Annotated in this window: 21 protein-coding genes and 1 other RNA gene; 11 read left to right on the top strand and 11 right to left on the bottom strand. The window is 69.8% G+C overall.

Annotation, left to right across the window (positions count from 1 at the left end):
• The first annotated feature begins 2 nt into the window (after positions 1–2).
• On the top strand, positions 3–1,682 hold the full coding sequence (locus tag FCL41_RS10450; protein ID WP_338088623.1) for a malate:quinone oxidoreductase: 1,680 nt from the start codon (positions 3–5) through the stop codon (positions 1,680–1,682).
• Positions 1,683–1,749: 67 nt separating this feature from the next.
• Here FCL41_RS10450 and FCL41_RS10445 read toward each other — a convergent pair whose 3' ends face one another.
• The 3 genes from FCL41_RS10445 to FCL41_RS10435 form a co-directional block, all read right to left on the bottom strand.
• On the bottom strand, positions 1,750–2,112 hold the full coding sequence (locus tag FCL41_RS10445) for a YciI family protein (protein WP_137065966.1): 363 nt from the start codon (positions 2,110–2,112) through the stop codon (positions 1,750–1,752).
• 108 nt (positions 2,113–2,220) lie between these two features.
• The gene (locus tag FCL41_RS10440) at positions 2,221–2,595 is read right to left on the bottom strand and encodes a PaaI family thioesterase (protein ID WP_137065965.1); all 375 of its coding nucleotides are present in this window, start codon (positions 2,593–2,595) and stop codon (positions 2,221–2,223) included.
• Between the two features lie 5 nt (positions 2,596–2,600).
• A complete protein-coding gene (locus FCL41_RS10435; RefSeq protein ID WP_137065964.1) occupies positions 2,601–3,551 on the bottom strand; it encodes a class II glutamine amidotransferase in 951 nt (316 codons plus the stop codon).
• A gap of 494 nt (positions 3,552–4,045) precedes the next feature.
• Here FCL41_RS10435 and hrpB point away from each other — a divergent pair, with 494 nt between their 5' ends.
• A complete protein-coding gene (gene hrpB, locus FCL41_RS10430) occupies positions 4,046–6,583 on the top strand; it encodes an ATP-dependent helicase HrpB (RefSeq protein WP_239021611.1) in 2,538 nt (845 codons plus the stop codon).
• Between the two features lie 85 nt (positions 6,584–6,668).
• On the top strand, positions 6,669–7,196 hold the full coding sequence (locus FCL41_RS10425) for a potassium channel family protein (RefSeq protein WP_137065963.1): 528 nt from the start codon (positions 6,669–6,671) through the stop codon (positions 7,194–7,196).
• Between the two features lie 15 nt (positions 7,197–7,211).
• On the opposite strand, the gene FCL41_RS10420 is transcribed toward FCL41_RS10425, so the two are convergent.
• The 6 genes from FCL41_RS10420 to FCL41_RS10390 all read right to left on the bottom strand — a co-directional run bounded on the left by FCL41_RS10420 (position 7,212) and on the right by FCL41_RS10390 (position 14,573).
• Positions 7,212–8,033, bottom strand: a complete 822-nt coding sequence (locus FCL41_RS10420; RefSeq protein WP_137065962.1) for a hypothetical protein — start codon at positions 8,031–8,033, stop codon at positions 7,212–7,214.
• 5 nt (positions 8,034–8,038) lie between these two features.
• Complete coding sequence (locus FCL41_RS10415; RefSeq protein WP_170970258.1) at positions 8,039–9,331, bottom strand: glycoside hydrolase domain-containing protein; 1,293 nt, start codon at positions 9,329–9,331, stop codon at positions 8,039–8,041.
• 165 nt (positions 9,332–9,496) lie between these two features.
• Positions 9,497–10,657: a sterol desaturase family protein gene (locus FCL41_RS10410; RefSeq protein WP_137065960.1), complete on the bottom strand. Its 1,161-nt coding sequence runs from the start codon at positions 10,655–10,657 to the stop codon at positions 9,497–9,499.
• Between the two features lie 2,152 nt (positions 10,658–12,809).
• Positions 12,810–13,052 (bottom strand): hypothetical protein, encoded by a 243-nt coding sequence (locus tag FCL41_RS10400; protein WP_137065958.1) that lies wholly within the window; start codon positions 13,050–13,052, stop codon positions 12,810–12,812.
• 207 nt (positions 13,053–13,259) lie between these two features.
• Positions 13,260–13,646: RNase P RNA component class A (gene rnpB, locus FCL41_RS10395), an RNA gene on the bottom strand.
• 51 nt (positions 13,647–13,697) lie between these two features.
• Positions 13,698–14,573 carry a MerR family transcriptional regulator gene (locus tag FCL41_RS10390; protein ID WP_137065957.1) on the bottom strand — a complete coding sequence of 292 codons (876 nt, stop codon included), beginning with the start codon at positions 14,571–14,573 and terminating at the stop codon, positions 13,698–13,700.
• 171 nt (positions 14,574–14,744) lie between these two features.
• Between FCL41_RS10390 and idi the strand changes: the two genes are divergently transcribed.
• The 6 genes from idi (at position 14,745) to FCL41_RS10365 (ending at position 21,524) form a co-directional block, all read left to right on the top strand.
• The gene (gene idi, locus FCL41_RS10385; RefSeq protein ID WP_137065956.1) at positions 14,745–15,383 is read left to right on the top strand and encodes an isopentenyl-diphosphate Delta-isomerase; all 639 of its coding nucleotides are present in this window, start codon (positions 14,745–14,747) and stop codon (positions 15,381–15,383) included.
• Positions 15,380–16,456, top strand: a complete 1,077-nt coding sequence (locus tag FCL41_RS10380) for a polyprenyl synthetase family protein (protein WP_137065955.1) — start codon at positions 15,380–15,382, stop codon at positions 16,454–16,456. The genes idi and FCL41_RS10380 overlap by 4 nt, the downstream gene beginning before the upstream one ends.
• On the top strand, positions 16,453–17,352 hold the full coding sequence (locus FCL41_RS17070) for a phytoene/squalene synthase family protein (protein ID WP_212723132.1): 900 nt from the start codon (positions 16,453–16,455) through the stop codon (positions 17,350–17,352). The genes FCL41_RS10380 and FCL41_RS17070 overlap by 4 nt, the downstream gene beginning before the upstream one ends.
• Positions 17,349–19,031 carry a phytoene desaturase family protein gene (crtI, locus tag FCL41_RS10375; RefSeq protein WP_170970257.1) on the top strand — a complete coding sequence of 561 codons (1,683 nt, stop codon included), beginning with the start codon at positions 17,349–17,351 and terminating at the stop codon, positions 19,029–19,031. The genes FCL41_RS17070 and crtI overlap by 4 nt, the downstream gene beginning before the upstream one ends.
• Positions 19,028–19,954, top strand: a complete 927-nt coding sequence (locus FCL41_RS10370) for a prenyltransferase (protein WP_137065954.1) — start codon at positions 19,028–19,030, stop codon at positions 19,952–19,954. Before crtI ends, FCL41_RS10370 begins: the two co-directional genes overlap by 4 nt.
• A 268-nt stretch (positions 19,955–20,222) precedes the next feature.
• The gene (locus tag FCL41_RS10365) at positions 20,223–21,524 is read left to right on the top strand and encodes an HNH endonuclease signature motif containing protein (protein ID WP_239021610.1); all 1,302 of its coding nucleotides are present in this window, start codon (positions 20,223–20,225) and stop codon (positions 21,522–21,524) included.
• A gap of 26 nt (positions 21,525–21,550) precedes the next feature.
• Here FCL41_RS10365 and map read toward each other — a convergent pair whose 3' ends face one another.
• Positions 21,551–22,399, bottom strand: a complete 849-nt coding sequence (map, locus tag FCL41_RS10360) for a type I methionyl aminopeptidase (protein WP_137065953.1) — start codon at positions 22,397–22,399, stop codon at positions 21,551–21,553.
• Positions 22,400–22,423: 24 nt separating this feature from the next.
• On the opposite strand from map, the gene FCL41_RS10355 reads away from it, so the two are divergent.
• Complete coding sequence (locus tag FCL41_RS10355) at positions 22,424–22,651, top strand: hypothetical protein (protein WP_137065952.1); 228 nt, start codon at positions 22,424–22,426, stop codon at positions 22,649–22,651.
• Positions 22,652–22,693: 42 nt separating this feature from the next.
• Here FCL41_RS10355 and panB read toward each other — a convergent pair whose 3' ends face one another.
• Positions 22,694–23,545 (bottom strand): 3-methyl-2-oxobutanoate hydroxymethyltransferase, encoded by an 852-nt coding sequence (gene panB, locus FCL41_RS10350; protein WP_420846553.1) that lies wholly within the window; start codon positions 23,543–23,545, stop codon positions 22,694–22,696.
• Between the two features lie 128 nt (positions 23,546–23,673).
• Here panB and FCL41_RS10345 point away from each other — a divergent pair, with 128 nt between their 5' ends.
• Positions 23,674–25,713 (top strand): NAD(+) synthase, encoded by a 2,040-nt coding sequence (locus FCL41_RS10345; RefSeq protein ID WP_137065950.1) that lies wholly within the window; start codon positions 23,674–23,676, stop codon positions 25,711–25,713.
• Position 25,714: the final 1 nt, after the last annotated feature.

Below are 25,714 nucleotides of genomic sequence, written 5' to 3'. Positions count from 1 at the left end.
CGGTGGGACCTCGGAGTCTTGAGGAATGGGCCCGGGCCACGGCTGCTTGCCTGCATCCGCGGCCGCCTGAAGGCTGGCCCGAGTGTGATGCAGCACGCAATTTCGGGGTTCTGGGAGGGGGGTGGCGCTCGGCCCTTTTCAACCCGGTGACACGGTTAGTCGTTCGCGCCTGCATACACCGTCCAGGAGAGTTTGTGAAGACCCCGGGGAATGTCGACCACTACGACGTCATCTTGGTGGGAGGCGGCATCATGTCCGCCACGCTTGCCACGCTCCTGCACCAGGTCGAGCCGACCTGGCGCATGGGCCTCGTGGAGAGGCTGGACGAGCTCGCCCAGGAGTCCTCGGGCCCTTGGAACAACGCCGGCACCGGACATGCAGCCCTCTGCGAGCTGAACTACTCGCCGCAGCGTCCCGACGGCTCGGTCGACGTGTCGAAGGCCATCGACGTCAACGAGCAGTTCCTCGTCAGCCGTCAGCTCTGGTCGTTCCTCGTCGCCAACGGCCACCTGCCGGACCCGGAGTCGTTCATCCACCCCACTCCCCACATCTCGTTCGTGTGGGGCGCCGACAACGTCGCCTACCTCAAGGCGCGCTACGACGCTCTCCACGGTCACCCGCTCTTTGCAGGCATGGAGTACACCGAGGACCCCGCCGTGATCGGCGAGTGGGCTCCCCTCCTCGTGGCCGGCCGTGACCCGGAGCAGCCGGTCGCCGCGACTCGCTCGCTGGACGGCACCGATGTCGACTTCGGTGCGCTCACCCGCCACATGATCAACCGTCTGGTCGACACCGGGGCGGTGTCGCTCCACCTCGGCGCTGAGGTCCGCACGATCAAGCGTGACGGTGAGGGCTGGCTCGTCCGTGGCAAGGGCGAGCAGGGCAAGTTCGCAGCCACCGCCCCGTTCGTCTTCGTGGGCGCGGGCGGCCAGGCGCTCACGCTGCTGCAGCGCTCGGGCATCGAGGAGGCCCGCGGGTTCGGTGGCTTCCCCGTCTCCGGCGAGTTCTGGCGTACGACCGCCCCCGAGGTCGTCGAGCGCCACCAGGCGAAGGTCTACGGCAAGGCAGCCGTCGGTGCGCCCCCGATGTCGGTCCCGCACCTCGACACCCGCATGGTGAACGGCAAGCCGGCCGTCATGTTCGGCCCGTACGCCGGCTTCAGCCCTCGCTTCCTCAAGAACGGCTCGCTCTTCGACCTGGTCAAGTCGGTACGGCTGCACAACCTCGTCCCGATGCTGCAGGTCGGCGTCCGCAACCTCCCCCTGGTGAAGTACCTGATCTCGGAGCTCCTGGCCTCCAAGAACCGCCAGCTCGGGGCGCTGCGGGAGTACTTCCCCGGGGCGCGCGCGGAGGACTGGGAGAAGGTCACCGCCGGGCAGCGTGTCCAGGTGATCAAGAAGGTGCCCGGTCGGGGCGGCGTGCTCCAGTTCGGCACCGAGGTCGTGACCGCGGCCGACGGCTCGATCGCGGGTCTCCTGGGCGCTTCCCCGGGTGCCTCGACCGCCGCGCCGATCATGCTCCAGGTCCTCAACCGTTGCTTCCCCGAGCGCATGGACGAGTGGGCGCCGGCGCTGGAGAAGGTCATCGGCACCTACGGCATCAGCCTGGCGGAGCACCCGCAGTGCGCCGCCGAGGCGCTGAGCGAGACCGCCGAGCAGCTGGGTCTGCGCGTCAACCACTGACACGTGGCGGCGCGCCCGAGCGGAGGATCCCAGTCATCGAGTGGCTGGGATCCTCCGCTCAGTGGCTTCAGCTGGGGCCGCTGAACTGGCGGACCTCGACCGTGCCGCGGCACGCCCTGGAGCCCTCGGCCGCCAGGCGGAGCGCCACGTCGAGGTCAGGCACGTCGATCACCCAGAAGCCGCCGATGACCTCCCCGCTGTCGAGGTAGGGGCCATCGGACATCACCGGCGTCTCGCCTCGGCCGTCGACGACGGTGGCGGTCGCCGCGGACTCGAGGCCGCCCGCGTAGACCCAGTGGCCGTCAGCGCGCAGCCTTTCGTTGAAGACGGCCGTCGTGGCGAGCGCCGCCTCCATCTCCTCCTGCGAGCCGTAGCTGCCGAACTCGCCCGTCTCGGCCGGACCGTGGACGGACAACAGGTAGTGCGTCATTGCTCTCCTCCCGTCGAGACGGCCAACGAGGTCCGCCTCCCCTCTGACCTACGCAATCACAGGCTGGCGAGAGATTCCATGGGCCGTGAGGTGTTCAGGCGCGACCGGTCAGGTCTCCTTCAGGGCGAAGGTGGCCAGCGCGTGCACGAGCGACTTCCCCTCCTGCTCGACCTCCGCCTCGCAGATCGCCAGCCTGTCTCCCCGCTTGCTCACCGAGGCGGTGACCGTGAGAGGACCGGGCGTGCCGGGTCGGAGGTAGGTCACCGTGAGCTGGCTCGTGGCGGGCAGCTCGTCCTCCACCGCGCTGAAGATGGCTGCGCCCATGGTCGTGTCCACCAAGGTGGCGAGCAGGCCACCGTGGACGGTGCCGGCGGCGTTGAGATGCCGCTCGTCGACGTCCATCGACAGTGTTGCCCGCCCCTCGGCCGCCTCGGGAGACGAGCCTCCGACCATCGAGAGGAAGGGGTGTTCGTGGTCGCTCATGTGCCTCACACCTTCAGCGTGTCGACGGTCTTGGTGATGGTCTCGCCGTCCTTCTCGAGAAAGACGATCTCCCCGAACTCCAACGTCGACCACTCGTCGATGTTGTCGGTCAAGGGCTCGGAGGCGAAGATGACGGACGTCGCCTTCTCCTCGCTGCACTCCTCGAACTCGTACGCCGCCTTGTCGGTGTGGAAGTCGCGACCCATGAGCAGGTACATCGGCTCCAGAAGCATGGCGAGGGCGTAGTCGTCGGTGCCCGGAGCGGACTTGCGCAGCTCTCGCCAGTCACCGGCCGGTTGGGTCTGGCCGTCGTGCCCCGTCCCGACGTTGATGCCGACGATCCGGTTCGGGGAGACGAGGGCCATCTTCAGCTTGACCAGTGCCGGGAGATCGAGGTCCTCCATCGCCTTCACGATGAGCCGCAGCATCTCCTCGAAGGCGCGCTTCACGTCCTCGTCGCTGTCGCTCTCGAGCAGGGACAGCAGGAGCACGTACAGGAACTCGGTGTCGGTGTTGCCGGCCATCTGCTCCAGGTACTCGTCCTTGCAGTGCTGCAGCAGTTCACGCTGAAGGATCTGCCAGTTGGGAACGTCACCGTTCTGCGCGACGATCCACGGCGTCCCCATGTAGGAGAAGGGATGGCAGTTCTCGTCGGAGAGCACCACCTTCGCGTTGTAGTCCGCTGCTCGCACGTGGGCGAGCATCGTGCTCACCTGGAGACTCGGCACGATCCCCTCGACGTTGTCGTCGTAGAAGGCAGCCATGGGGCGGTGGTAGAGGAAGGGCTTCTCCGGCGCCAGCAGATGCTCGCTCCACGCCCCGAAACCCCACCCGGCCAGCTGGAGCTGGGGGTGACGCTCAGGATCGAGCGTCTGGTTGATCAGGCTGTTCTCCGGCTTGGTCAGGAGATTCTCCAGCGGGATTTCCGACCCGATGTAGGCGAGCACGCGGCACATGTATTTCCTTCGCTGAGGGTCGTTGGTCCTACCCGGATGTGCCCGATGGGAGGGACGACGAAACTCGCGGTCGGGGTGTCGAGGTCGACATGGCAGCGGCCAGCGAGGCGTCAGGAACGTCCCTCAGCCTTCAGTCTTCAGTCTTCGAGAGTTGTTTCGTGCCGCGCGCGCCTTGTGTCTGAGAAGATCGACCTGAGCGTGACTCACACTCGGCGTCGGCCCCGGCGCAGGAGCCGCCACGAGGTTCGGAGAGATGACCGGCATGGTGATTGGGATGGGCCCCACCGAACTCGTGATAACCCTGATTATGCTCGCCGTCCCAGTCTTGGTGCTCGCTGGTCTTGCGGCGACAGTCGTTCTCGTCGTCCGGTCTCGAGGCGGAAGGGCCGCGAACGGGCCGGTTTCGGGGAACTCTCAGACGGCCGGTGGCGCGCCGGAGCACCGGACTGACCTCTAGGGCTCTTGGGTCCGGCCGCGTCAGGCACACTTCAGGGGTGTCCGACCCGCTGCACCGCCTGCTCGCCGCACCGCCCGACCTCCCGGTCGCCGCGGGGCTCGCGGCCCTCGACGAGGCGCTCCGCAGCCACGGGGTCGCGGTGGTCCACGCGCCGCCCGGTACGGGCAAGACGACCCTGGTGCCGCCCGCGGTCGCCGGCGTCGTCGAGGGCCGGGTCGTCGTCACCCAGCCCAGCCGGATCGCGGCGCGCGCCGCCGCCCGACGGCTGGCGCACCTGCTGGGAGAACCGGTGGGGGAGACCGTCGGCTACTCGGTACGTGGCGACCGGCGCACCAGCCCGCGTACGCGCGTCGAGGTCGTCACGACCGGCCTGCTGCTGCGGCGGATCCAGCACGACCCCGAGCTGGCCGGTGTGGGCGCCGTCGTGCTCGACGAGGTGCACGAGCGCCACCTCGACGCCGACCTGACCCTGGCGCTGCTGATCGACATCCGCGCCAACCTGCGCGACGACCTGGCGCTGGTGGCGATGTCGGCCACCATCGAGGCGGAGCGGACGGCCACGCTGCTCGCCGGGGACGGCGAGGGGGCGCCGGTCATCCACGTTCCCGGGGCTTTGCACCCGGTCCAGACGGTCTGGTGCCCGCTGCCCGCGGGGTTGCGCCGCACCGACGACCGGGGGATCACCCCTGCCTTCCACGACCACGTCGCCGCGACCGTACGCCGCGGGCTCGCCGAGCACGAGGGCGACGTGCTGGTCTTCGTGCCGGGTGTCGCGGAGGTCGACGCGACCGTACGCCGTCTGGCCGGCGTGGCTGCGGACGTGCACCCGCTGCACGGACGTCTCTCCGGCGCCGAGCAGGACCGCGCGCTCACCGAGGGCCCGCGTCGCCGAGTCATCGTCTCCACCGCGGTGGCGGAGTCGTCTCTGACGGTGCCGGGCGTTCGCATCGTGGTGGACGCCGGATTTTCCCGCGAGCCGCGGACCGACCACCGTCGCGGTCTGGCGTCGCTGGTCACCGTCGCGGTGAGCCGAGCGGCGGCCGAGCAACGCGCGGGCCGCGCCGGACGTCTGGGGCCGGGCGCGGTGCTGCGGTGCTGGTCGCAGGCCGAGCACGCCCACCTGGCCGCCCACCCGGAGCCCGAGATCGCCACCGCCGACCTGACCGCCTTCGCGCTGGAGGTGGCGTGCTGGGGGAGTGACGACGTGGCCGACCTGGCGCTGCTCGACCAGCCGCCGGCGCACGCGCTGGCCTCCGCCCGGGAGGTGCTCGTCGAGCTGGGGGCGATGACCGAGGACGGCAGGGCCACCGCGCGCGGCCGGGTGATCGCTGGCGTGCCGACCGATCCGAGGCTGGCGCGGGCCCTCATCGACGGGGTGCCTCTCGTCGGGGCCAGACGTGCGGCGGAGGTGGTCGCGATGCTGAGCGAGGACGTACGCGCTCCCGGCGCCGACCTGGTGGCGGCGTTGCGGTCGCTGCGCGGCGGCCAGCACTCGGGATCGTGGCGCAGTCAGGTCAAGCGGCTGGAGGACATCGCGTCGAAGCAGGCCGCGGGTGGCCGGGGAGCGGTGGCCGACGCTGGCCACCGCCTCACCGATGACGTGGCGGTCGGGTTGGTGGTGGCCCTGGCGCACCCGGACAGGATCGCTCGCAAGCGCCCCGGGAGCTCGAGCTACCTGATGACGTCGGGGACGGGCGCTGCCCTCGACGCCCGCGACCCAGGGCTGGTCCGCGTCGAGTGGCTCGCCGTGGGCGACGCGGATCGACGACCGGGGCAACGTGACGCCCGGATCAGGGCGGCGGCCCCACTCACCGAGGACCTCGCGCTGGAGGCCGCAGGGTCGCAGTGGCGGGAGGTCGACGAGGTCATCTGGAGCGGGGGCAGGGTGCAGGCGCGCCGGCGTACGCTGCTGGGCGCGATCGAGCTCGGCTCCGTCCCCCTCAGTGATCCACCCGCTCAGGCCGTGACCGAGGCGATCTCCCGGGCGCTGAGCAGCGAGGGGATCGGTCTGCTGAACTGGTCGGAGGCAGCGACGGCGCTGCGCGCACGCCTCGACTTCCTGCACCGTGCGCTCGGTGACCCGTGGCCGGACGTGAGCGACGAAGCACTGACGCAGAACCTCCACGAGTGGCTGGGGCCGCAGCTGGCGCGGGTCCGCTCGGCGGCGGACCTGCGCCGCATCGACCTCGTCGCCGCGTTGCGGGCGCTGTTGCCGTGGCCGCAGGCTGGCCGGCTCGACGAGCTGGCACCCGAGCGGGTGGAGGTGCCGAGCGGCTCGAGCGTGCGGATCGACTACTCGGCCGAGCAGCCGGTGCTGGCCGTGCGGTTGCAGGAGGTCTTCGGCTGGACGGCGGCGCCGACGCTCGCGGACGGCCGCGTGCCGCTCCTGCTGCACCTGCTCTCGCCCGCGCGGCGACCGGCGGCCGTCACCGCGGACCTGGAGTCCTTCTGGGACAACGGTTATCCGGGCGTACGAGCTGACCTCCGTGGGCGCTACCCCAAGCACTCCTGGCCGGAGGATCCGCGCAGTGCGACGCCCACGCGGCGTACGAACGCAGCTCGCCCGCGTCGTTGAGCGGCGGTGGCCGACGCGTCGCCGGAGGAAGGGGACTCGGCACAGGGGACTCGACAGAGGGGGCCGGGGAGGTGACGATGCCTTCATGCCGTGGGTCAGGGTGGTCGCGGGCGCGCTGGGGGTGCTGCTGGCCTACTACACCGCGCCGCTGAGGTGGACCGAGGACAGCGTGGGAGTGGCCCTGTTGGGCACTGTCGCCGGAATCGGGGTGCTGACATGGGCGATCGTCGGACAGATACGACGCCAGCTCAGGGGCGATGGCGCCCGGGTTCCAGCCCTGGTGACGCTCATGCTCCTGGTGGTGGCGGTCTTCGCCTGGAGCTACCTGGCCCTGGAGACCGCGCGGCCCGGGCAGATGGCGGGCCTGGAGACCCGCACCGACTCGCTCTACTTCACCCTCCAGGTCCTCGCCACGGTCGGGTTGGGCGACGTGCATGCCGTCGGACAGGCTGGACGCGCCCTCGTCGCGGTGCAGATGGTGTTCGACCTCGTCTTCATCGGTGCCGCTGGTTCGGTGCTCGCCGCGACGGTGAAGTCCCACGTGCGTCAAGCCCCCGGGCACACGTCGATCGACAGATCTGCGGGCGACCGGGACAACGAGCCGCGGGAGTGAGCGTGGCGTACGCCGTCACGCTCCGGAGGTCCCGCCCGCCTCGTCGAGGGCGTGCCCTGGGCGCGAGGGCGGGAGCAGCGCACCGTCGTCCGACTTGACCTGAGGAAGGGAGACCTGCCCGGTCTCGACGTCCATGGCCGCGGCGACGGCGAGGGTCTCGCGGGAGACGTCGGCCCCGACGGAGTCGATCTCGGTGAAGTCGAGCGGCAACGACTCGAGAGTGGCGTCGGAGAGGGGCTCGATGCCGGAGGCGACAGCCTCTTCGACGACCTGGGTGCGACGCTCCTCGACCTTCGCCAGTGCCCATGCCCGTGAACCGACGGCCAGGACCGTCTCGGTGGCTGCGGACGCCGCCTCGGGCGCGGCGTGGGGGTCGAACAGCGTGCGCATGGCCTCGTCCATACGGGGCTCGAACGAGCGCACCGCCATGATGACGTCGACCCGGGTGTGCGGGGAGCCGAGCGCGGAGAGGGCGTCGCGAAAGTCGTCATGGGCCTGGGCGACGTCGGCACGGAGGGAGGCCGGGGCTCCGGGAGCGCGCAGGTCGAGCTTGGCCCGCTGCCCGGTGAACAGGATCGCCAATCCCGCGGCGGCGGCGGGCAGCACTCCCCAGGCGCCGATGGTGTCGAGTGCACTCAGCATGACCAGGGATCCCGCGGTCGCCCCGAGGGGGACGTGCACGATCTCGCGCGAGTACAGGGCGTACACCCGGCTGGAGCGCGGCTCGGGGAGGTCGACCGAGCGATCGCCCATCGAGGAGTAGTAGGACTCGCGAGCGCTGATCAGGCCCTTGAATTCGTCGGCCGCCTGATCGTCGCCAGGGTCAGTGAGAGCCATCGTGGTCACCTTCCACGTCGGCCGCGCTTCAGCGCCTTCCAGACGTCGGCCGTGACCACGCCGCTCGGGGCCAGTCCCAGCTTCTTCTGGTGGCGGGCCACCGCCTTGGCGGTTTGGTCCGTGATGACGCCGGTCGGCTTCACGCCCTTGTGTCCGGCGGCCCGCAGCGACCGCTGGAGACGAAGCGCGGGCGCTCCGGTCGAGCCGACCTTCAGCAGCGGCGCCGATCCCTGGGCGAAGAGGGCGGTCCAGGTGGAGGCGTCGGGCCGGCCGGTGACGCGGAGGCCGTGCCTGCGCTGGAAGGACCGCACGGATCGCACCACGTCGCCGTCGAACTTGGCGTCGAGCCGTCCGCGGTAGCGGGCGTTCTTCTTCAGCAGGCACTGCAGGGCCTTGACCTTCTTGCCGCGGTCACCCTTCTTGAACCGGGGGTACGAGGGGAAGTCGAGGCGGGTGCCGCCGCACAGTCGTACGCGGGGAGGCTGCGAGCCGCCGTCGAGCTGCATGAAGTTGCGGTCGATCATGAGGGCGACGCCGCCGTAGGACGCCTTGGTGTCTGCCTGGTACTGGTGGACGCGCTGGTCCTTCCAGCTCTTGGCGCGCACCCACCGTGAGTCGATGTGCACGTCGGCGCGGCCGTTGTACCAGGCGTACCAGACCTGGTCAGGCATCGCGTAGGAGCCGGGGGAGAGGTGGTCGGCGTTGTCGAGGGCGTGGATGCCGGCGGAGACGCTGGAGTAGACGCCGGAGCGGAAGCCGAGCTGACGCACGGCCTGTGTCCACCCGCTCAGGAACCTCAGCGCCGAGCGTCGGCAGTCATCATCGGTCACGTCGAAGCCGCCCTCGAGGTCGTACCAGAGGGTGCTCTTCGTGGGAAGGCCCAGCTCACGCGCGCGGCTCACGGCGGCTGCTGCTTCGGTACGTCCCCGCGCATCGGCCGCGGCGTACGAACCTGCGGGGTTCGGATCGATGCGGTCGCCGTAGCGCGTGGCGCAGGAAGCCTGGGGCCCGACCCAGATCGGGAGCAGGCGCCATCCCTTGGCGCGCTGGCGAGAGACCCACGCCGCGTCGAGGTGCGGTTGCCCCGGGTCGGTCGCGGTCGGGCGGCAGGACATCATCGAGCCGCCGATGTAGATGCCGACGCCCCAGAAGGGCGACGAGGTCAGCCAGGTGTCCATCTGCGACTGCGTGGGAGCGCACCGGGCGTCGAACGCATAGCCGGTGAAGCCGTCGGAGCGAGACTGCGCAGCCGTGGCCTGACCTCCGGACAGCAGGGAGGCGAAGAACGCAAGAACCACTGTGACGACGACGCCCCCGCGAGCACGGTGAGGACGGACGGAGGTGTGGTGCATGGCTCTCCCCAAGATCGCGTGGTGAGCCGACCCTAGTGCACGAGCCGGGCGCGCCCGGTGGGATCGGGGACAGCACTGCCGGAGCGCCGAACCGGTGACCGTGGTGAGGGTCTAGGCAACGCCCGCGGCGTGTGCCGTCCGGGCAGTTGGAGCGAGCTGCGCCCGGCGCTCGTGGGCCCACCCCGGTCCGCGCAGCAGGAAGGAGAAACGATCGCGCCACGTCGGTGCTGCCGCGACGTCCGTCGCGATGTCGCGCCACTCGTGGGTGGCGATGGTGACTGGGTTGAAGGAGTCGAGGTTGCGGGTCAGGCCGTACCGCACCCGCTCGTCCTCAGGCTCGAACGTCCCGAACAGCTTGTCCCAGATGATGAGGATCGAGCCGTGGTTGATGTCGAGGTACTGGCGCTGGCTGCCGTGGTGGGCACGGTGATGGCTCGGGGTGTTGAGGACCTTCTCCAACCAGCCGATGGAGCGCACGACCTCGGTGTGGATCCAGAACTGGTAGATCAGGTTGATCGCCCGTGCGTCCTCGATGTACTTCGGAGGGACGCCGGCGAGGGCGAGCAGCCCGTAGGGGATCGTCATGGACCACCCCTCGGCCACCGGCTGTCGCAGGGCGGTCGAGAGGTTGTAGCGCTCACTGCTGTGGTGGACCACGTGTACGGCCCACAGCCAACGCGACTCGTGGGACAGCCGGTGGTTCCAGTAGTAGATGAAGTCCCAGCCGGCGATCGCGAACAGGAAGGTGGCAGCTCCGCTCTTCATGGGGAACGCCGACCGCTGCGCCAGGCGCGTCGCTGAGGTCTGCGTGGCCCACAAGGACGCCGCTGCCACGGCTGTGGAGGCCACTGCGGCGACTGCTGAGCCGGAGCTCAGGAGACCCAGGGCCTCCGCGCGCGAGCGGACGAGCACCGGGGTGGGCTCGTCCGCGGGGAGGGTTCCGGCCTCGGGAAGAGTGCCGCCGTGCTCGCGACGGCGGCGCAGCACGTCGCTCACCGTCGTGGCCAGACCTGCAGCGGCGCCGATGGCCAGCAGCGCAGTGCCGGCCCTGCTCGTGCCGGGGGAGAGGCGGCGCAGGATCGGTCCCGTGACGAAGGGCGCGATGAGGCTGCCGACCCCCATGGTCAGGCTGGCGATGGTGTCGTTGAGCTCGTAGTCCCCCGCTCGAACGGTGCCGGGCTCGGCCGGGTGGGTGCGCTGCCACCACAGCTCGGCGCCCATCGCCCCGACGAAGGCGGGGACGGCCAGGACGGTGAGGTCGGGACGCGGCATTCTGGCCTTCCTGCGACGGCGAGTGACGCACTGACCCTACGGTGAATGGTGTCGCGGTCAAGGGTCATTGGGCACGGACGCGACGCGTCAGATCCTGACGGTCACCGGCATGCACGATGCGCTCGCCCGCGAGCTCCTCGACCGGATGGGGCAGTCGGAGGTGGCGACCGCCCCAGCGGGGTGAAGCGAACGGGCCGGCCTGTAAGCCGGGGAGACCCCTCGCGTGAAAGTCATCGATGGCCGCCAGTGGCATATGCCGTCTGACCTGCGGGAACGTGATTTCGTTGTTGGTCGTCGGCTGTGCCGAGTGAAAATCGCGGGCACAATTTGGGCACAGTAAACCGGCTCATCCCATTCGAGGGTGTAGGAGCCGGGGTCTGAATCCGCCGGTCTCGAGCAATGATCTGGCGATGTAGTTGGTCAGGTTGCGGACCCCGAGTGCTGATCCGCGTAGGTGCTCGAGGACGAGATCACGGCCATCAGGACGCTCGGCGATCTGCATCTTCGTCGACCCCGACCGCCCCGGAACCTTCCGCACGAAAGCGACGCTACCGCCCAGCGGGGTGTGTCAATCACGCCCCCGCAACCTGCTGACCAGCACAAACACCAGCCCGATCACTGAATCAGCAAGAAGTGGCACGAGTCAGGTGGCCCTGGGCGGCCGCGGTCGTGGAGGTCTTCGCCAACATCGCCGCGGTCCCACAACCCGCCTGATCCGGCCCGTCCGCCCACGACAGACACGACGCGGAGAACCGCAGTCCGGCAGTGCCAGCCGGCCCTGCGGCATGTCCGAGGTCAGTTCTCACGAACTCGGCGGAGCCGAGGATGCCGAGATCGACGCGGCACGACCCTCATGAATCACCGGGGCTAGGGCTTGGCGCCACCCTCGCTCGTTTCGCCCAAGGCTAGGGTGAACGTCCCTATCTGCCTGCGACCGGATTTGTCGTAGACGGTCAACTCAGGCGGGCCGTCCGACAAGACTGAATCCTGCCACGCGAGAGCCTGTTCCGGGGGAGGAGAATTTCGAAGGTTCGAACGCGAGAAGGTCGGCCTTCAAAAGGAAGCCCCCTAGCCCGTCATCGGACACCACGGCAATGAGATCAGGCATCTCGCTTGGCGAGCTTGCTTCGCTGTCGGACCCGTACGTCATGCCCCACTCGTTCACAGGGAAATCCTTGGTCGCCCAAGGTGTTTCAGGCTTCGGGTCGACGCGCACGCACTCGGCTGCGCTACGGGAATCGGCCAATGCCGCGTCAGGGGCAACTGACCTCCCCAGCACGTAACCGGATGCGGCGCAGGCAGCAACTAGAAAGGTCGCGGCGGCAACTCTTGAGCCCGTTGAAGATAGCCTCATTTCGGCCTCAATTCGAAAGATTGACGGTACGCTTTGTTCCCGTGAGTTTATATTGATCGTTCACCCACACTGCCGTTCGACCGTGCGAATATATGTAACCTCCGCAATTGGTAACCATCTTATTCGAGAAATCACTCATGGCGCTCCCGTTGTAGCGCCAGACGGAGATCTGGGCAAAGTGTGCCCGAGTCCCAATATATGCGTACGCGGGCACCGAGACGGCCGGCCCCAGCATTGCCACCCGTGTCCTTCCACAGGAAGGTGCTTCCGTTCCAGTCTGCCCCTGAGTCGTTCCTCAGGGCTGCAATATTAGTGTAGGTGTTTCCACCCTATGAGTATGTAGTAAATCCCGAAGATACGGTGACCGCATGTGCGCCCCCGAACACTCCCATAACAAAACCCAGGGTCATGGCACCAGGCAAGGCTGCTCGACGGACCATCGGATGCATGGAAGATATCCTCAACTTCAGACGGCTATCTCGGAACTGAACAAACAACTGTCAAACTACGACCCTCGATCGAATAGCGTCAACGACCCTCGGCAAAACTTAACCCGGGTCGTTCACGACACGGCGGCGTGATCGGGGCGTAGAAACACCGAAGTGCCCTCTGAGCAGGGAAGACTTGGACTTGGGAGCGGACCCTCGACGAGGAATTGGCTGCCGTGCTCGACACTCTCCTCTCGCCCACGCCGGAAGCGTGTGAGCTGCGTCAGAACACCCCCTTCGCTGGCGTCCTGGACGACGCGACCCGGGTTCAGGTCCTGCGCTCCTTCACGCATTACTGGGACAGAGGGCGCTAGGCGTCGTGAGTGCTTCCTTGTCGCTCCGTGTCGCGGCGAGCCTGCTCCAGGCGAATCCCTTGTGCGATGAGAACGGGCAATAGGGTTAGTACGCCGAGGAGGGTCACGAAGCCCCCAGCGATGAGAGGCCAGGTGTCGGTCGACATCGCCCCGACGAGGAAAATCACGAAGCCGCTCGCGAGCAAGAGGAAGCCGGTCAGCCCGGCGTCACGGATCGCCCTCTCCGCAGCGTTGCGCACCGGGGCGAGTCTGATCACTCCGTGATGGTCTCATGATCGGCTGCTTCAGTGTCCGAGATGCGCTCCCTCGACGTCTACGACGGCGCAGGACGTCCTACCGACGATCGTTCATAACCCTCAGCGGCGGGCGAAAGTGAAAATCGTGGGCACAGTATGGGCACAGTAAGCCCCTCTGAAAAGCGTTTCCACAGGTCAGAGGGGGTGAAGCGAACGGGCCGGCCTGTAAGCCGGGTTCTGTCCCACTTGCGTGGGGGCGACCATCCATCTACGACGCCAGTTGCCTGACGCCTCCTGCGGTCTACCCGTGTACTCGGGCGGGCAGCCCTCGGACGTACACGCACCACTCGCGAGCGAGTGGCTTCTTGACCTTGCTCCGGGTGGGGTTTACCTAGCTGCTCCAGTCGCCTGGATCACTGGTGGTCTCTTGCACCACCGTTTCACCCTTACCGCTCCGAGGAGCGGCGGTCTGTTCTCTGTGGCACTGTCCCGCGGGTCACCCCGGGTGGGTGTTACCCACCACCCTGCCCTGTGGAGCCCGGACTTTCCTCGGCATCCTCGGTCTCCCTCGGATGACGCGATCGCCCGGCCGGCCCGTTCGCGTGGGGGAGTCTATGCCCGCCGGGCCGCTGCCCGCGAACGGCGGCATCAGGTCAGGCGTACGGCCAGCTCCTGCGCTGCGTCGCCGATCCGGTGCCCCAGGCGCAGGCAGTACGCCGGGGCGTCGCCCTGGTGCGCCCCGCCGACGGCGACCAGCACGTCGGGACGGGTCAGGCGTACGGCATCGACCACGGCTTGAAGAGCCTCCAGGTCCTCGCGCAGCGGCGCGGAGAGCACCACGGCACGCACGCCGGCGGGGGAGATGGCCCGCATCCAGTCCTCCGTCGGCACGTCGTTGCCCAGGTAGCGCGGAGCGAGCCCGACACGACGGGCGGCGGTCGCGAAGCAGAGCAGGCCGAGGTCGTGGCGCGCCCCGGGCGGGAGGCCGATGGCGACCTGTGCGCCGAACGGGGCGTCGCCGGCTGCCTCGTAGGCCACCGACAGTCGCCGGGTCACGCCGTGGGAGACCAGGTGCTCCCCGGCGACGCTCACCTCGCCCGCCTCCCAGGCGGCGCCCAGTCGGCCGAGTGCCGGCAGGAGCCAGTCGTCCACGACGCTCTCGAACGAGGCGCTCGCGAAGCGCTCGTCGAGCAGGTCGTCAAGGCCGGGGGCGTCGTAGGACCTGGCCAGCGGGACGAGCGCATCGAGGTCGCCGTACTCCTCGGGGGAGAAGTGCTGCGGAGCCGCGTCGTCCGCCTCGTCGCGGGCGAGGCGTCGCAGGGTCTCCTCGGCGGCGGACTTGACCGGCCAGCCCTCGTCGACGAGGTGCTTCATGGTCTCGAGGGCCCGGACCGCGGCGTCGTCGTAGAGCCGGTAACCGGCTTGGCTGCGCAGGGGCGAGCCGATGCCGTAACGACGCTCCCAAGCGCGGAGCGTCGCCTCGGACACTCCGACCGCGCGGGCGGCGTGCTTGATCGTGAACAACGGGGCGGGAGCCTCTCCGTGGGGACGAGAGTGATTCGGGACAGATGTCCCGGAGAAACCTTGTTCAAACCTTGGTCAAACCTTTGACAGACCTTCGACACACAATCTAGCATCCTCAGTGTGAGGCGGCAACGGCCGCGAATGAACGCCAACTGAGGAGTCGAGATGCTGATGAGCCCACGTGCTGCTGACCACGTGCGGAGCGTCGACACGGCGTCTCGGCTGGCCTCGTCGGCGGAGGGCCGGGCTGACCTCGTGGTCCTCCTCGACGGGGCCCGCCGCCCGATCGGGACCGCGCCCCGCGAGGGCGTCCACGGCCGCGACACGCCCCTGCACCTCGCCTACTCCTGTTGGCTCCTGGGCCCGGACGGCCGTTTCCTCCTCACTCGCCGCGCGCTGACCAAGCGGTCGTGGCCCGGCGTGTGGACCAACTCGTTCTGCGGCCACCCGCGCCCGGGGGAGACGATGGGGAGCGCCGTCACGCGCGGTGGTCTCCACGAGCTCGGGGTCGAGGTCGAAGCCGTGACCCCTTTGCTTCCCGACTTCTCCTACCGCGCCGTCGACGCCAACGGCACGGTGGAGAACGAGTTCTGCCCCGTGCACCTCGCACGGACCACCGCAGCACTGGCTCCCGATCCCTCCGAGGTCGCGGAGCACCGGTGGGTGGAAATCGACGAACTGCGAGCCGCTCTCGCCGCCGCACCGTGGGCCCTCAGTCCGTGGCTGCGGGAGCAGGCCGCACAGCTTGACCACCGAGCCTGGGACCTCATCCGGGACCACGCCACCGACGACCGAGGAGTTGCGTCATGACGCTGCAGGCACAGATCGACACGCTGGTGACCCCGACGCCCGGGTTGGGCGGCCTCCCGCTCGACCGCTCCATGCTGGGCATCGCCCTGCGCATGGGCACCGAGGGAGGCAAGCGTTTCCGCCCGTGGCTCTTCGCCGCGACCTACGACCAGCTGAGCGGCCGCTGGGCCGACGCCCCGGCCGTCGACAGGACTGTGCGCGAGCGCGTCGCTGCCGCCATCGAGCTCCTGCACACGGCCTTCGTGATCCACGACGACGTCATCGACAACGACGACGAGCGTCGCGGTCACACCAGCATCCCCGGCTGGTTCCGCGGTTCGACCACGTCAGACTCCGCCGTGTACGCCCGCGCCGGGGCCATCCTCACCGGTGACCTCGCCCTGGCTGCCGCGGTGCGTGGCATCGCCACCTGCGGTGCCCCGCAGGAGGTCACCACGGCCCTCCTCGACCTGCTCGACTCCACGCTCCACGACTCCGCGGTCGGTGAGCTCTCCGACGTGCGGCTCGCCATCGGAGGCGCCGCCCCGACGATGGACGACGCCATCGCTGTCGCCGAGCTCAAGACCGCTGCGTACTCCTTCGTCCTGCCGATGAAGGCCGCCGCGATCCTCGCCGGCGCACCCGAGGACGTCCTCGAGAAGGTGTCCGACGTGGGGCGTTCGCTCGGCATCGCCTTCCAGCTGCGCGACGACCTCCTCGGCACCTTCGGTGACCCCGCGATCGTGGGCAAGGACCCCGACGGCGACCTGCGCGAGGGCAAGCGCACCCCCCTCGTCGTCCACGCCGCCGCGTCCTCGCACTGGTGGCGCGTCGAGCCCCACCTGGGCAACCCCGACCTCACCCGCGAGGAGGCCGACGAGATCCGCCGGGCGCTGATGGAGGCGGGCTCCTTCGACCACGTGGAGACGCTCATGGGCCGCCACGTGAGGATCGCCCGTTGGCACGCCGAGGCCCTCGACCTGACCGCCCCGATCGTCGACACGTTGACCTCCACCTGGGACATCGCGGGAGCCACCGTGCCCCCGGCCCCCGCCGATGAGCCCCTGGAGGCAGCCACGGTGGGTGTTGCATGAGCCTCGCGGAGAAGATGGCGGTGCGCCGCGGCCGCCCCGCGCCACCGCCGCACGAGCTCTACGACGAGGTCGCCGAAGCCGCGGCCGACCTGGTGATCCGCCGCTACTCGACCTCGTTCGGCCTGGCCTCGCGCCTGCTGGCGCCACCGGTGCGTACGCACGTGCGCAACGTCTACGCCCTCGTCCGAGTCGCCGACGAGATCGTCGACGCGCCCCGCCCCGACGGCGACGTGGCCGGTCGCGATGCGCTGCTCACGGAGCTGCACACCGAGGTGGGCCGGGCCCTGGCCACTGGACACAGCGCCAACCTCGTGGTCCACGCCTTCGCCCGCACGGCGCGCACCTGCGGCATCGACACCGAGCTCATCGACCCCTTCTTCGCCTCCATGCGGATGGACCTCGAGTGGGTCGAGCACGACGAGGCCAGCTTCGCCGCCTACGTGCACGGCTCCGCAGAGGTGATCGGGCTGATGTGCCTGCGCGCGTTCCTGCTCGAGGTGCCGGACGCCCAGGCGCAGTACCAGCGTCTGCGCCACGGGGCCATGCGCCTGGGAGCGGCCTTCCAGAAGATCAACTTCCTGCGCGACCTGGCCGCCGACCACGACCACCTCGGCCGCAGCTACTTCCCGGGCCTCGACGTCGACCACTTCGACGCCGCCACCCGTGACCGGCTGCTCGACGACATCGACGCCGACCTGGCCGTCGCCGCAGGCGCCATCGTGCACCTGCCCGCCAGCAGCCGTCGCGCAGTGCGGGCAGCGCACGCGCTCTTCGGTGAGCTCGCCGCACGCCTGCGTCGTACGCCGCCGGCCTCGATCCGGACCCGACGGGTGCGGGTGCCCTCGCCGCGCAAGGCCCAGCTCGTCGCCCTCGTGCTGGCCCGGGGTGCGGCATGAGCGGGCCGGGAGACTCCCGCGGGCGAGTCGTCGTGGTCGGCGGGGGAGTGGCCGGACTGGCGACCTCGGCGCTGCTGGCCGCCGACGGCTGGGAGGTCGAGCTGCTGGAGCAGCGCGACGAGCTCGGGGGCCGGGCAGGCTCGTGGGCCCACGACGGTTTCCGCTTCGACACCGGTCCGTCGTGGTACCTCATGCCCGAGGTCTTCGACCACTTCTACCGCCTGCTCGGCACCTCCGCCGCCGAGCAGCTCGACCTCGAGGTCCTCGACCCGGGCTACCGGGTCTACTTCGAGGGCGAGGAGCGACCGCTCGAGACGCGGGTGGCCCGCGAGGACAACAAGGCCGTCTTCGAGTCGTACGAGCCCGGTGCCGGCGCCCGTCTCGACGGCTACCTCGACCGGGCAGGGGAGACCTACGAGCTGGCGCTGCGCCACTTCCTCTACACCAGCTTCGAGCGCCTGGGTGACGTGGTGAATGCCGACGTCCTGCGCCGCGCGCCCCAGCTCCTGCCCCTGCTGCTGCGCAGCCTCAAGTCGCACGTCGACTCGCGCTTCACCGATCGCCGCCTCCAGCAGGTGCTCGGCTACCCGGCCGTCTTCCTGGGTGGCTCGCCGGACCGGGTGCCTGCGCTCTACCACCTGATGAGCAGCATGGACCTCGACGACGGTGTCCTCTACCCGCAGGGCGGCTTCTCGGCCTTCGTCGACACCCTCGTCGCCCTCGCGACCGCCGCCGGCGTCACCATCCGCACCGGCGCGACCGTCACCTCCCTCGACACCGCGCCGCTGACCGGCCCGAAGCCCTGGTCCCGGCCCTGGTCCCGCCGCAGGGCCCAGGTGTGCGGCGTCGCCTACCGCGCCGCCGACGGCACCGAGCAGCGCATCGCCGCCGACGTCGTCGTGGGCGCCGCCGACCTGCACCACCTCGAGACGCAGCTCCTGCCCGCCGACCTGCAGACCTACCCCGAGGCGTGGTGGCGACGCCGCGACCCCGGGCCCGGCGCGGTGCTGGTCTACCTGGGCGTCACCGGCGAGCTGCCCGAGCTGGCCCACCACACCATGTTCTTCACCGAGGACTGGGAGACGAACTTCGACGGCGTGCTCGGCGACCGCTGGGGCCAGGGTAAGTACGTTCCCGACCCGGCCTCGTCCTACGTCTGCCGTCCCAGCGCGACGGACCCCTCGGTGGCTCCTGACGGCTCGGAGAACCTGTTCGTGCTCGTGCCGGTGCCCGCCGACGTGGAGCTCGGCCGCGGCGGCCTCGACGGCCAGGGCGACGCGGGCGTCGAGAAGGTCGCCGACGCAGCCATTGCGCAGCTCGCCGCCTGGGCCGGCATCCCCGACCTGGCCGAGCGCATCGTCGTCCGCCGCACGGTCGGACCGGGTGACTTCGCCCAGGACCTGAATGCCTGGTCGGGCAGCATGCTCGGCCCCGGCCACCGCCTCTCGCAGAGCGCCTTCTTCCGGGCTGCCAACGTCTCGAAGAAGGTCGACGGCCTGTTCTACGCCGGCGCCAGCACCCTGCCGGGGATCGGCCTCCCGATGTGCCTGATCAGCGCCGAACTGGTGCTGAAGCGATTGCGCGGTGATCGCGTCGGCGGCATGGTGGATGCGCCCCTGTCCACGCCGCTGTCCACGCCGCTGTCCGACACCGCAGGCGCCGCAGGGGCAACCCGATGAGCGCTGTGGTCGACCTCTCGCTCGGGGCGCCGGTGGAACCTCGCGGGCTGAGCCGGCTGCGTACGGTCGTTGCGTCGTCGCGACCCCTCTCGTGGGTCAACACCGCCTTCCCGTTCGGTGCGGCGTACCTGCTCGTCGGCGGTGGGCTGGACGCCGCGTTCTGGGTGGGCGCGATCTTCTTCCTCGTGCCCTACAACCTGCTCATGTACGGCGTGAACGACGTCTTCGACCACGAGTCCGACGTGCGCAACCCGCGCAAGGGAGGCGTGGAGGGCGTCGTGCTCGACCGCGCGGTGCACCGTACGACCCTCTGGGCCGCCGTGCTGACACCGCTGCCCTTCGTGGCCGCACTGCTCGTGATGGGGTCGGTGAGCTCCGCGCTCGTCCTGGCCGTGAGCCTCTTCGCGGTGGTGGCCTACTCGGCGCCGCGGTTGCGTTTCAAGGAGCGTCCGTTCCTCGACTCGGTCACGTCGAGCACTCACTTCGTCAGCCCGGCCGTGTTCGGCCTGGCGCTGGCGGCCGGTCGCGGAGCCGAGGTCGCGTGGGACGGGGCCGTGGTCGCGACCCTCGTCGGGTTCTTCCTGTGGGGGATGGGGTCGCACGCCTTCGGCGCCGTGCAGGACGTGCGCGCCGACCGCGAGGGTGGGATCGCGTCCGTGGGCACGGTGCTGGGGGCCAGGGCAACGGTCTGGTTCGCGCTCTGCTGCTACCTCGCCGCCGGCACCGCGCTCCTGATGATGCCCGGTCCGGGGAAGGTGGCCGCCGCACTCGTGCTGCCGTACGTCGTCAACGTCGCTCCCTACCTGGGGCTCACCGACGAGGAGTGCGAGAGGGCCAACGCGGGATGGCGACGCTTCCTGTGGCTCAACTTCGTGACCGGATTCCTGGTCACGCAGCTGATGCTCTTCACCGTGCTGTTCTGAGGGGCGAGCGTTTCCCGTCCAGCGGTCGTGGGACCTCGCACTCGGATCCCCAGTTCGGGCGATGGCTGTCGAACGCGTGTTCGAATAGAGTGGTCGCAGGTTCTCACTCAGGGCACCGGGTCACCGCCTCAGCGGTGGCATCCGGAGACGGTGGGGCCAGTTGCGAGGGTGACGTGATCGTCCGGCAGGCCCGGGCCTCCAGGAGCAACGACCAGCAGACGCCACAGACGTGGCGTGCCGAGTCGTGGTCGTGAGAGGAGGTGGGGTCGTGCATCCGGTGAACGCCGTTGCGGCGTCGATCAGCTCGTCGCTGAAGTCGGTGGCCGACGTGAACCCGACCTTCATGCGCACCAACGAGAAGGCGGATGCACTCCTCGCCCTGGCGGACGCGGAGTCGCGCGTGGCCGAGCTGCGGCTGCGGGTCATGGCTGCGGCCGGTGACGTCGCCGAAGGTGAAGGGTTCCGCTCGATCGCGACCTGGCTGGCCCACCACGGCCACGTACGCCGCGGCGACGCCGCCGCCGACCTGCGGCTGGCCGAGGCGCTCGACCGCGACCTGCCGGTCCTGGCCGCAGCACTGCGCGAGGCACGGACCAACCTGGCCCAGACCCGGGTGATCGCGCACGCGATGGCGGAACTGCCCGACGACGTCGACCAGGACGTCCTCGCCCGCGCGGAGGCCGAGCTGGTGAGGCTGGCCGAGGACCATGACCCCAAGGACCTGGCCGTGCTGGGGCGCCGCATCCTCGAGCTGGTCGACCCCGACCGCTTCGAGGAGGCCGAACGCCGCCGCCTCGAGCAGGCCGAGCGGTACGCCGCCCAACGTCAACGCCTGCGCCTGCGCGCGGCCGGCGACGGACTCACCCGGATCTCCGGAGTGATTCCGGATGCGGTCGCAGCCCGCCTCGCGACCTACCTGCACGCCTTCACCAACCCACGGTTGGCCGACGGGGCCGTACGCGCGTCCACGGGCGACGGCGACGCCACGGGCGGCGCGGGCGGCGCGGGCGGCGCGGGCGCGCGACGCTTTCGCGCCGCCGTCAACCACCCACGGCGGCTCGCCGAAGCCTTCGGCCAGCTCCTCGAGGCCCTCGACCCGAAGCGACTGCCCATCCACGGCGGCGACGCCACCAACGTGACCGTCACGATCACCCTGGACGCGCTGCGCGACGGCATCGGCACCGCGACCCTGGACAACGGAGTCCCCGGCGACGGGTTCGACACCCTCACCGCCACCCAGGCCCGACGCCTCGCCTGCAACGCCAAGATCATCCCCGCCGTCCTGGGCACCGACTCCGAAGTGCTCGACCTGGGCCGCGCCTCACGACTCTTCACCAAAGCTCAACGCCGCGCACTCCTGCTGCGCGACACCACCTGCCGGGCCGAGGGATGCGACATCCCCGGCACCTGGTCCGAAGCCCACCACCTCGTCCCCTGGTCGGAGGGCGGCGCCACCGATCTCGACAACGCTGCGCTTCTTTGCTCCCACCATCACCACCGAGCCCACGACCCCGGCTACGACACCAGCCGGATGGCCAACGGCGACCTACGGTTCCATCGACGGCGGTGAGGAATGCGAGTCAGGGTTGGAGCCCGTCAGGGGTTCGTCAGCACCTCGGCGCCGTCAGCGGTCACCAGCAGGGTGTGCTCGAACTGGGCGCTGCGCTTGAGGTCGCGGGTCACGACCGTCCAGTTGTCCGGCCACATCGTCCACTCGTGCGTGCCGAGGTTGAGCATCGGCTCGATCGTGAAGGTCATGCCGACCTCGATCACGTCGTTGTAGTGGTCCTGGTCGTAGTGCGGGATCACCAGGCCGGAGTGGAACGCCGTGCCGATGCCGTGGCCGGTGAAGTCGCGGACGACGCCGTAGCCGAAGCGCTTGGCGTAGGACTCGATGACGCGTCCGATCACGTTGGTCCGTCGTCCGGGCTTGACCGCCTTGATCGCGCGGTCCAACGCCTCCTTGGTCCGCTCCACGAGCAGGCGCGACTCCTCGTCGACGTCGCCGGCGAGGAAGGTGGCGTTGGTGTCGCCGTGCACGCCGTTGAGGTAGGCGGTGATGTCGATGTTGACGATGTCGCCGTCCTCGACCACCCGGGAGTCGGGGATGCCGTGGCAGATGACCTCGTTGACGCTGCTGCACAGCGACTTCGGGAAGCCGCGGTAGCCCAGCGTCGAGGGGTAGGCGCCGTGGTCGCAGAGGAACTCGTGGCCGATCCGGTCGAGCTCGTCGGTGGTGACGCCGGGTGCGACGTGGCTCCCTACCAGCTCACGCGCCTGGGCCGCGAGGCGTCCGGCGATCCGCATCTTCTCGATGGTCTCGGCGTCCTTGACCTCCGGTCCGTCGAAGCGCTGGGGTGCCGGCTTGTCGACGTACTCCGGGCGCTCGATGGAGGTGGGGACGCGACGGCGCGGCGAGATGGCGGCAGCTACTACGGGACTCACGAGTTGGAGTGTAGTTTCGCGAGCATGAGCGACACGGAGCCGGAGTACTGGTACTGCCTCAAGCACAAGACGGTGGAGCCTCGGGAGGGCTGCAAGAACGCAGACCGGCTCGGTCCCTACGCCAGTCAGACCGACGCCTCACGCGCGCTCGACCGCGTCGAGGAGCGCAACGAGGCGTGGGACAACGACCCGCTGTGGAACGACCGTGAGGACGACGACCCTCGCGGCAGCGAGGACCAGGAGCGCGGCTGACGCCCCTGGCCCGTGCTCACGGGCCAGTGGTCGGGCGCCGGCTCAGAACGAGTGCTCGGGGCCGGGGAACGTCCGGGCCTTCACGTCGTCGCGGTAGGCCTTCGCGCCGTCGAGCAGGACCGAGCGCACGTCGGCGTACTGCTTGACGAAGCGCGGCATCTTGCCCGTGCGGATGCCGAACGCGTCGGTCCACACCAGCACCTGTCCGTCGCAGCCGTTGCCGCCGCCGATGCCGATCGTGGGGATGGCCAGATCGGCGGTGACCTGAGCGGCGACGTCGGCCTGGACCATCTCCATGACGACCGCGAAGGCGCCCGCCTCCTGCACGGCCCGGGCATCGGCCAGGACACGCTCGGCAGCGTCGCCTCGCCCCTGCACGCGGTAGCCGCCCAGCGCGTGCTCGGACTGCGGGGTGAAGCCGATGTGGGCGATCACCGGGATGCCGCCCTCGACGCACTTGCGGATGACCGGGGCCATCTCGGCGCCACCCTCCAGCTTCACGCAGTGGGCGCCGCCCTCCTTCATGAAGCGCACGGCAGTCAGGTAGCCCTGTTCGGGTGAGGCCTGGTACGACCCGAACGGCAGGTCGCCCACGACCATCGCGCGCTTCGTCGAGCGTGCGACGGCGCGGGTCAGCGGGAGCAGCTCGTCGACGGTCACCGGCAGCGAGGTCTCGTTGCCGAAGACGTTGTTGGAGGCGCTGTCACCCACGAGCAGCAGGTCAATGCCGGCCTCGTCGAAGATCTGCGCGGTGTACATGTCGTACGAGGTGAGCATCGTGATCGGCTCGCCCCGCTCCTTCATCTCGCGCAGGTGGTGCGTACGCACCTTGCGGACGGGTGCGGTGGCCGACGCGGCGGCGCCGGAACCGTAGGGGGCGGTCTCTTCGGACATGGGTCTCTCCTGAGGCATCTCGCAGCTCCCTGGTGGAGTCCACGGACGGGGTTCACGGTATCCCCGCCACGCGTCGGAGGGGTTGTGGTGGTGGTCACGTCGGGCGCTCTGCGCCCTAGACTCGCGCCGTGGACTTCTACTCGGCCTATGCCCACGGCTTCGTCCGGACCGCCGCCTGCACCGTCCCGGTGAGCGTGGCGGACCCCGAGGCCAACGCCACCACGATCATCGAGCAGGTGCGGGCCTGCCACGACGAGGCCGTGGGACTGGCCATCTTCCCGGAGCTCGCGTTGAGCGGCTACGCCATCGACGACCTCTTCCTGCAGCAGACCCTGCTGGACGCCGTCGAGGCCCAGCTCGAGCGGCTGACCGGAGCGACTGCCGACCTGCTGCCGCTGGTGGTGGTCGGTGCCCCGCTGCGTCACCGGGGTCGGCTCTACAACTGCGCCGTGGTGATCCACCGCGGCGAGATCCTCGGCGTCGCGCCGAAGTCGCACGTGCCGACGTACGGCGAGTTCTACGAGCGCCGCCACTTCGCCCCCGGCGACGACCAGCGCGGTGCCTGGATCACGGTCAACGGGGTCGAGGTGCCGTTCGGCCCGGACCTGATCTTCACCGCCACCGACCTTCCGGCGCTGCGCCTGCACGTGGAGATCTGCGAGGACATGTGGGTGCCGATCCCGCCGAGCGCCGAGGCGGCGCTGGCGGGGGCCACGGTGCTGGCCAACCTCTCCGGCAGCCCGATCACGATCGCCCGCGCGGAGGAGCGGCGCCGCCTGGTCGCCGGCGCCAGCGCGCGGTGCTGCGCGGCGTACGTCTACGCCGCCGCCGGTCAGGGCGAGTCGACCACGGACCTGTCGTGGGACGGCCAGACGATGATCTACGAGGTGGGCGAGCTGCTCGCCGAGGGCATGCGCTTTCCCCAGGAGGCGGTGCGCACGATCGCCGACGTCGACGTCGACCGCATCAACCACGAGCGGTTCCGGCTCAACACCTTCGACGACAACCGTCGCGGCACCGGGACCGGGCCCGACGACTTCCGCACGATCGAGTTCGCCCTCGACGCCCCCTCCGGCGACCTGGGGCTGCGACGCAAGGTCGACCGCTTCCCGTTCGTGCCGAACGACCCCGACCGGCTCGCCCTCGACTGCTACGAGGCCTACAACATCCAGGTCAACGGCCTGGAGAAGCGCATCCAGTCGATCGGCACGCCCAAGGCGGTGATCGGCGTGAGCGGTGGTCTCGACTCCACCCACGCCCTGATCGTCGCGGCCAAGGCGATGGACCGGCTGGGGCGCCCGCGCAGCGACGTGCTCGCCTACACGTTGCCGGGGTTCGCGACCGGTGACACCTCCAAGTCGCTGGCCACCCGGCTGGCGACGAGCCTCGGGCTCACGTTCGAGGAGATCGACATCCGTCCGGCCGCACGTCAGATGCTGGCCGACATGCGTCATCCGTTCGCCGAGGGTGAGGAGGTCTACGACGTCACCTTCGAGAACGTCCAGGCGGGCCTGCGCTACGACTACCTCTTCCGACTGGCCAACCACAACGGCGGCCTCGTCGTCGGCACCGGCGACCTCTCCGAGCTGGCACTGGGCTGGTGCACCTACGGGGTGGGCGACCAGATGTCGCACTACAACGTCAACGCCGGGGTGCCCAAGACCCTCGTGCAGCACCTGATCCGCTGGGTCGCCGACCACGGGGAGTTCGAGGAGGAGACCAACGAGGTGCTCCGTGCGGTGCTGGCCCAGGAGATCACTCCCGAGCTGATCCCCGACGTCGAGGGCGTCAAGCCCCAGGCCACCCAGGACACGGTCGGCCCCTACAACCTGCAGGACTTCACGCTGTTCCACATGGTGCGGCGCGGCCAGCGGCCCAGCAAGGTCGCCTTCCTGGCATGGCACGCCTGGCGCGACGCGTCGCAGGGGGAGTGGCCGCCCGGCTTCCCGGTCGACGAGCGACCCGCGTACGACCTCACGCAGGTGCGGGTCTGGCTCGAGGTCTTCATCCGTCGCTTCTTCGCCTCCCAGTTCAAGCGCAGCGCGCTGCCCAACGGACCCAAGGTGAGCGCGGGAGGGACGATGTCGCCGCGCGGCGACTGGCGGATGCCGTCGGACGCGAGCCCCGCGGCGTGGCTGGCGGAGATGGAACGAATTCCCGACGCGTGAG

The organism is Nocardioides jishulii (assembly GCF_006007965.1).
Classification (GTDB): domain Bacteria; phylum Actinomycetota; class Actinomycetes; order Propionibacteriales; family Nocardioidaceae; genus Nocardioides; species Nocardioides jishulii.
This window is presented reverse-complemented; position numbering and strand designations above follow the sequence as displayed.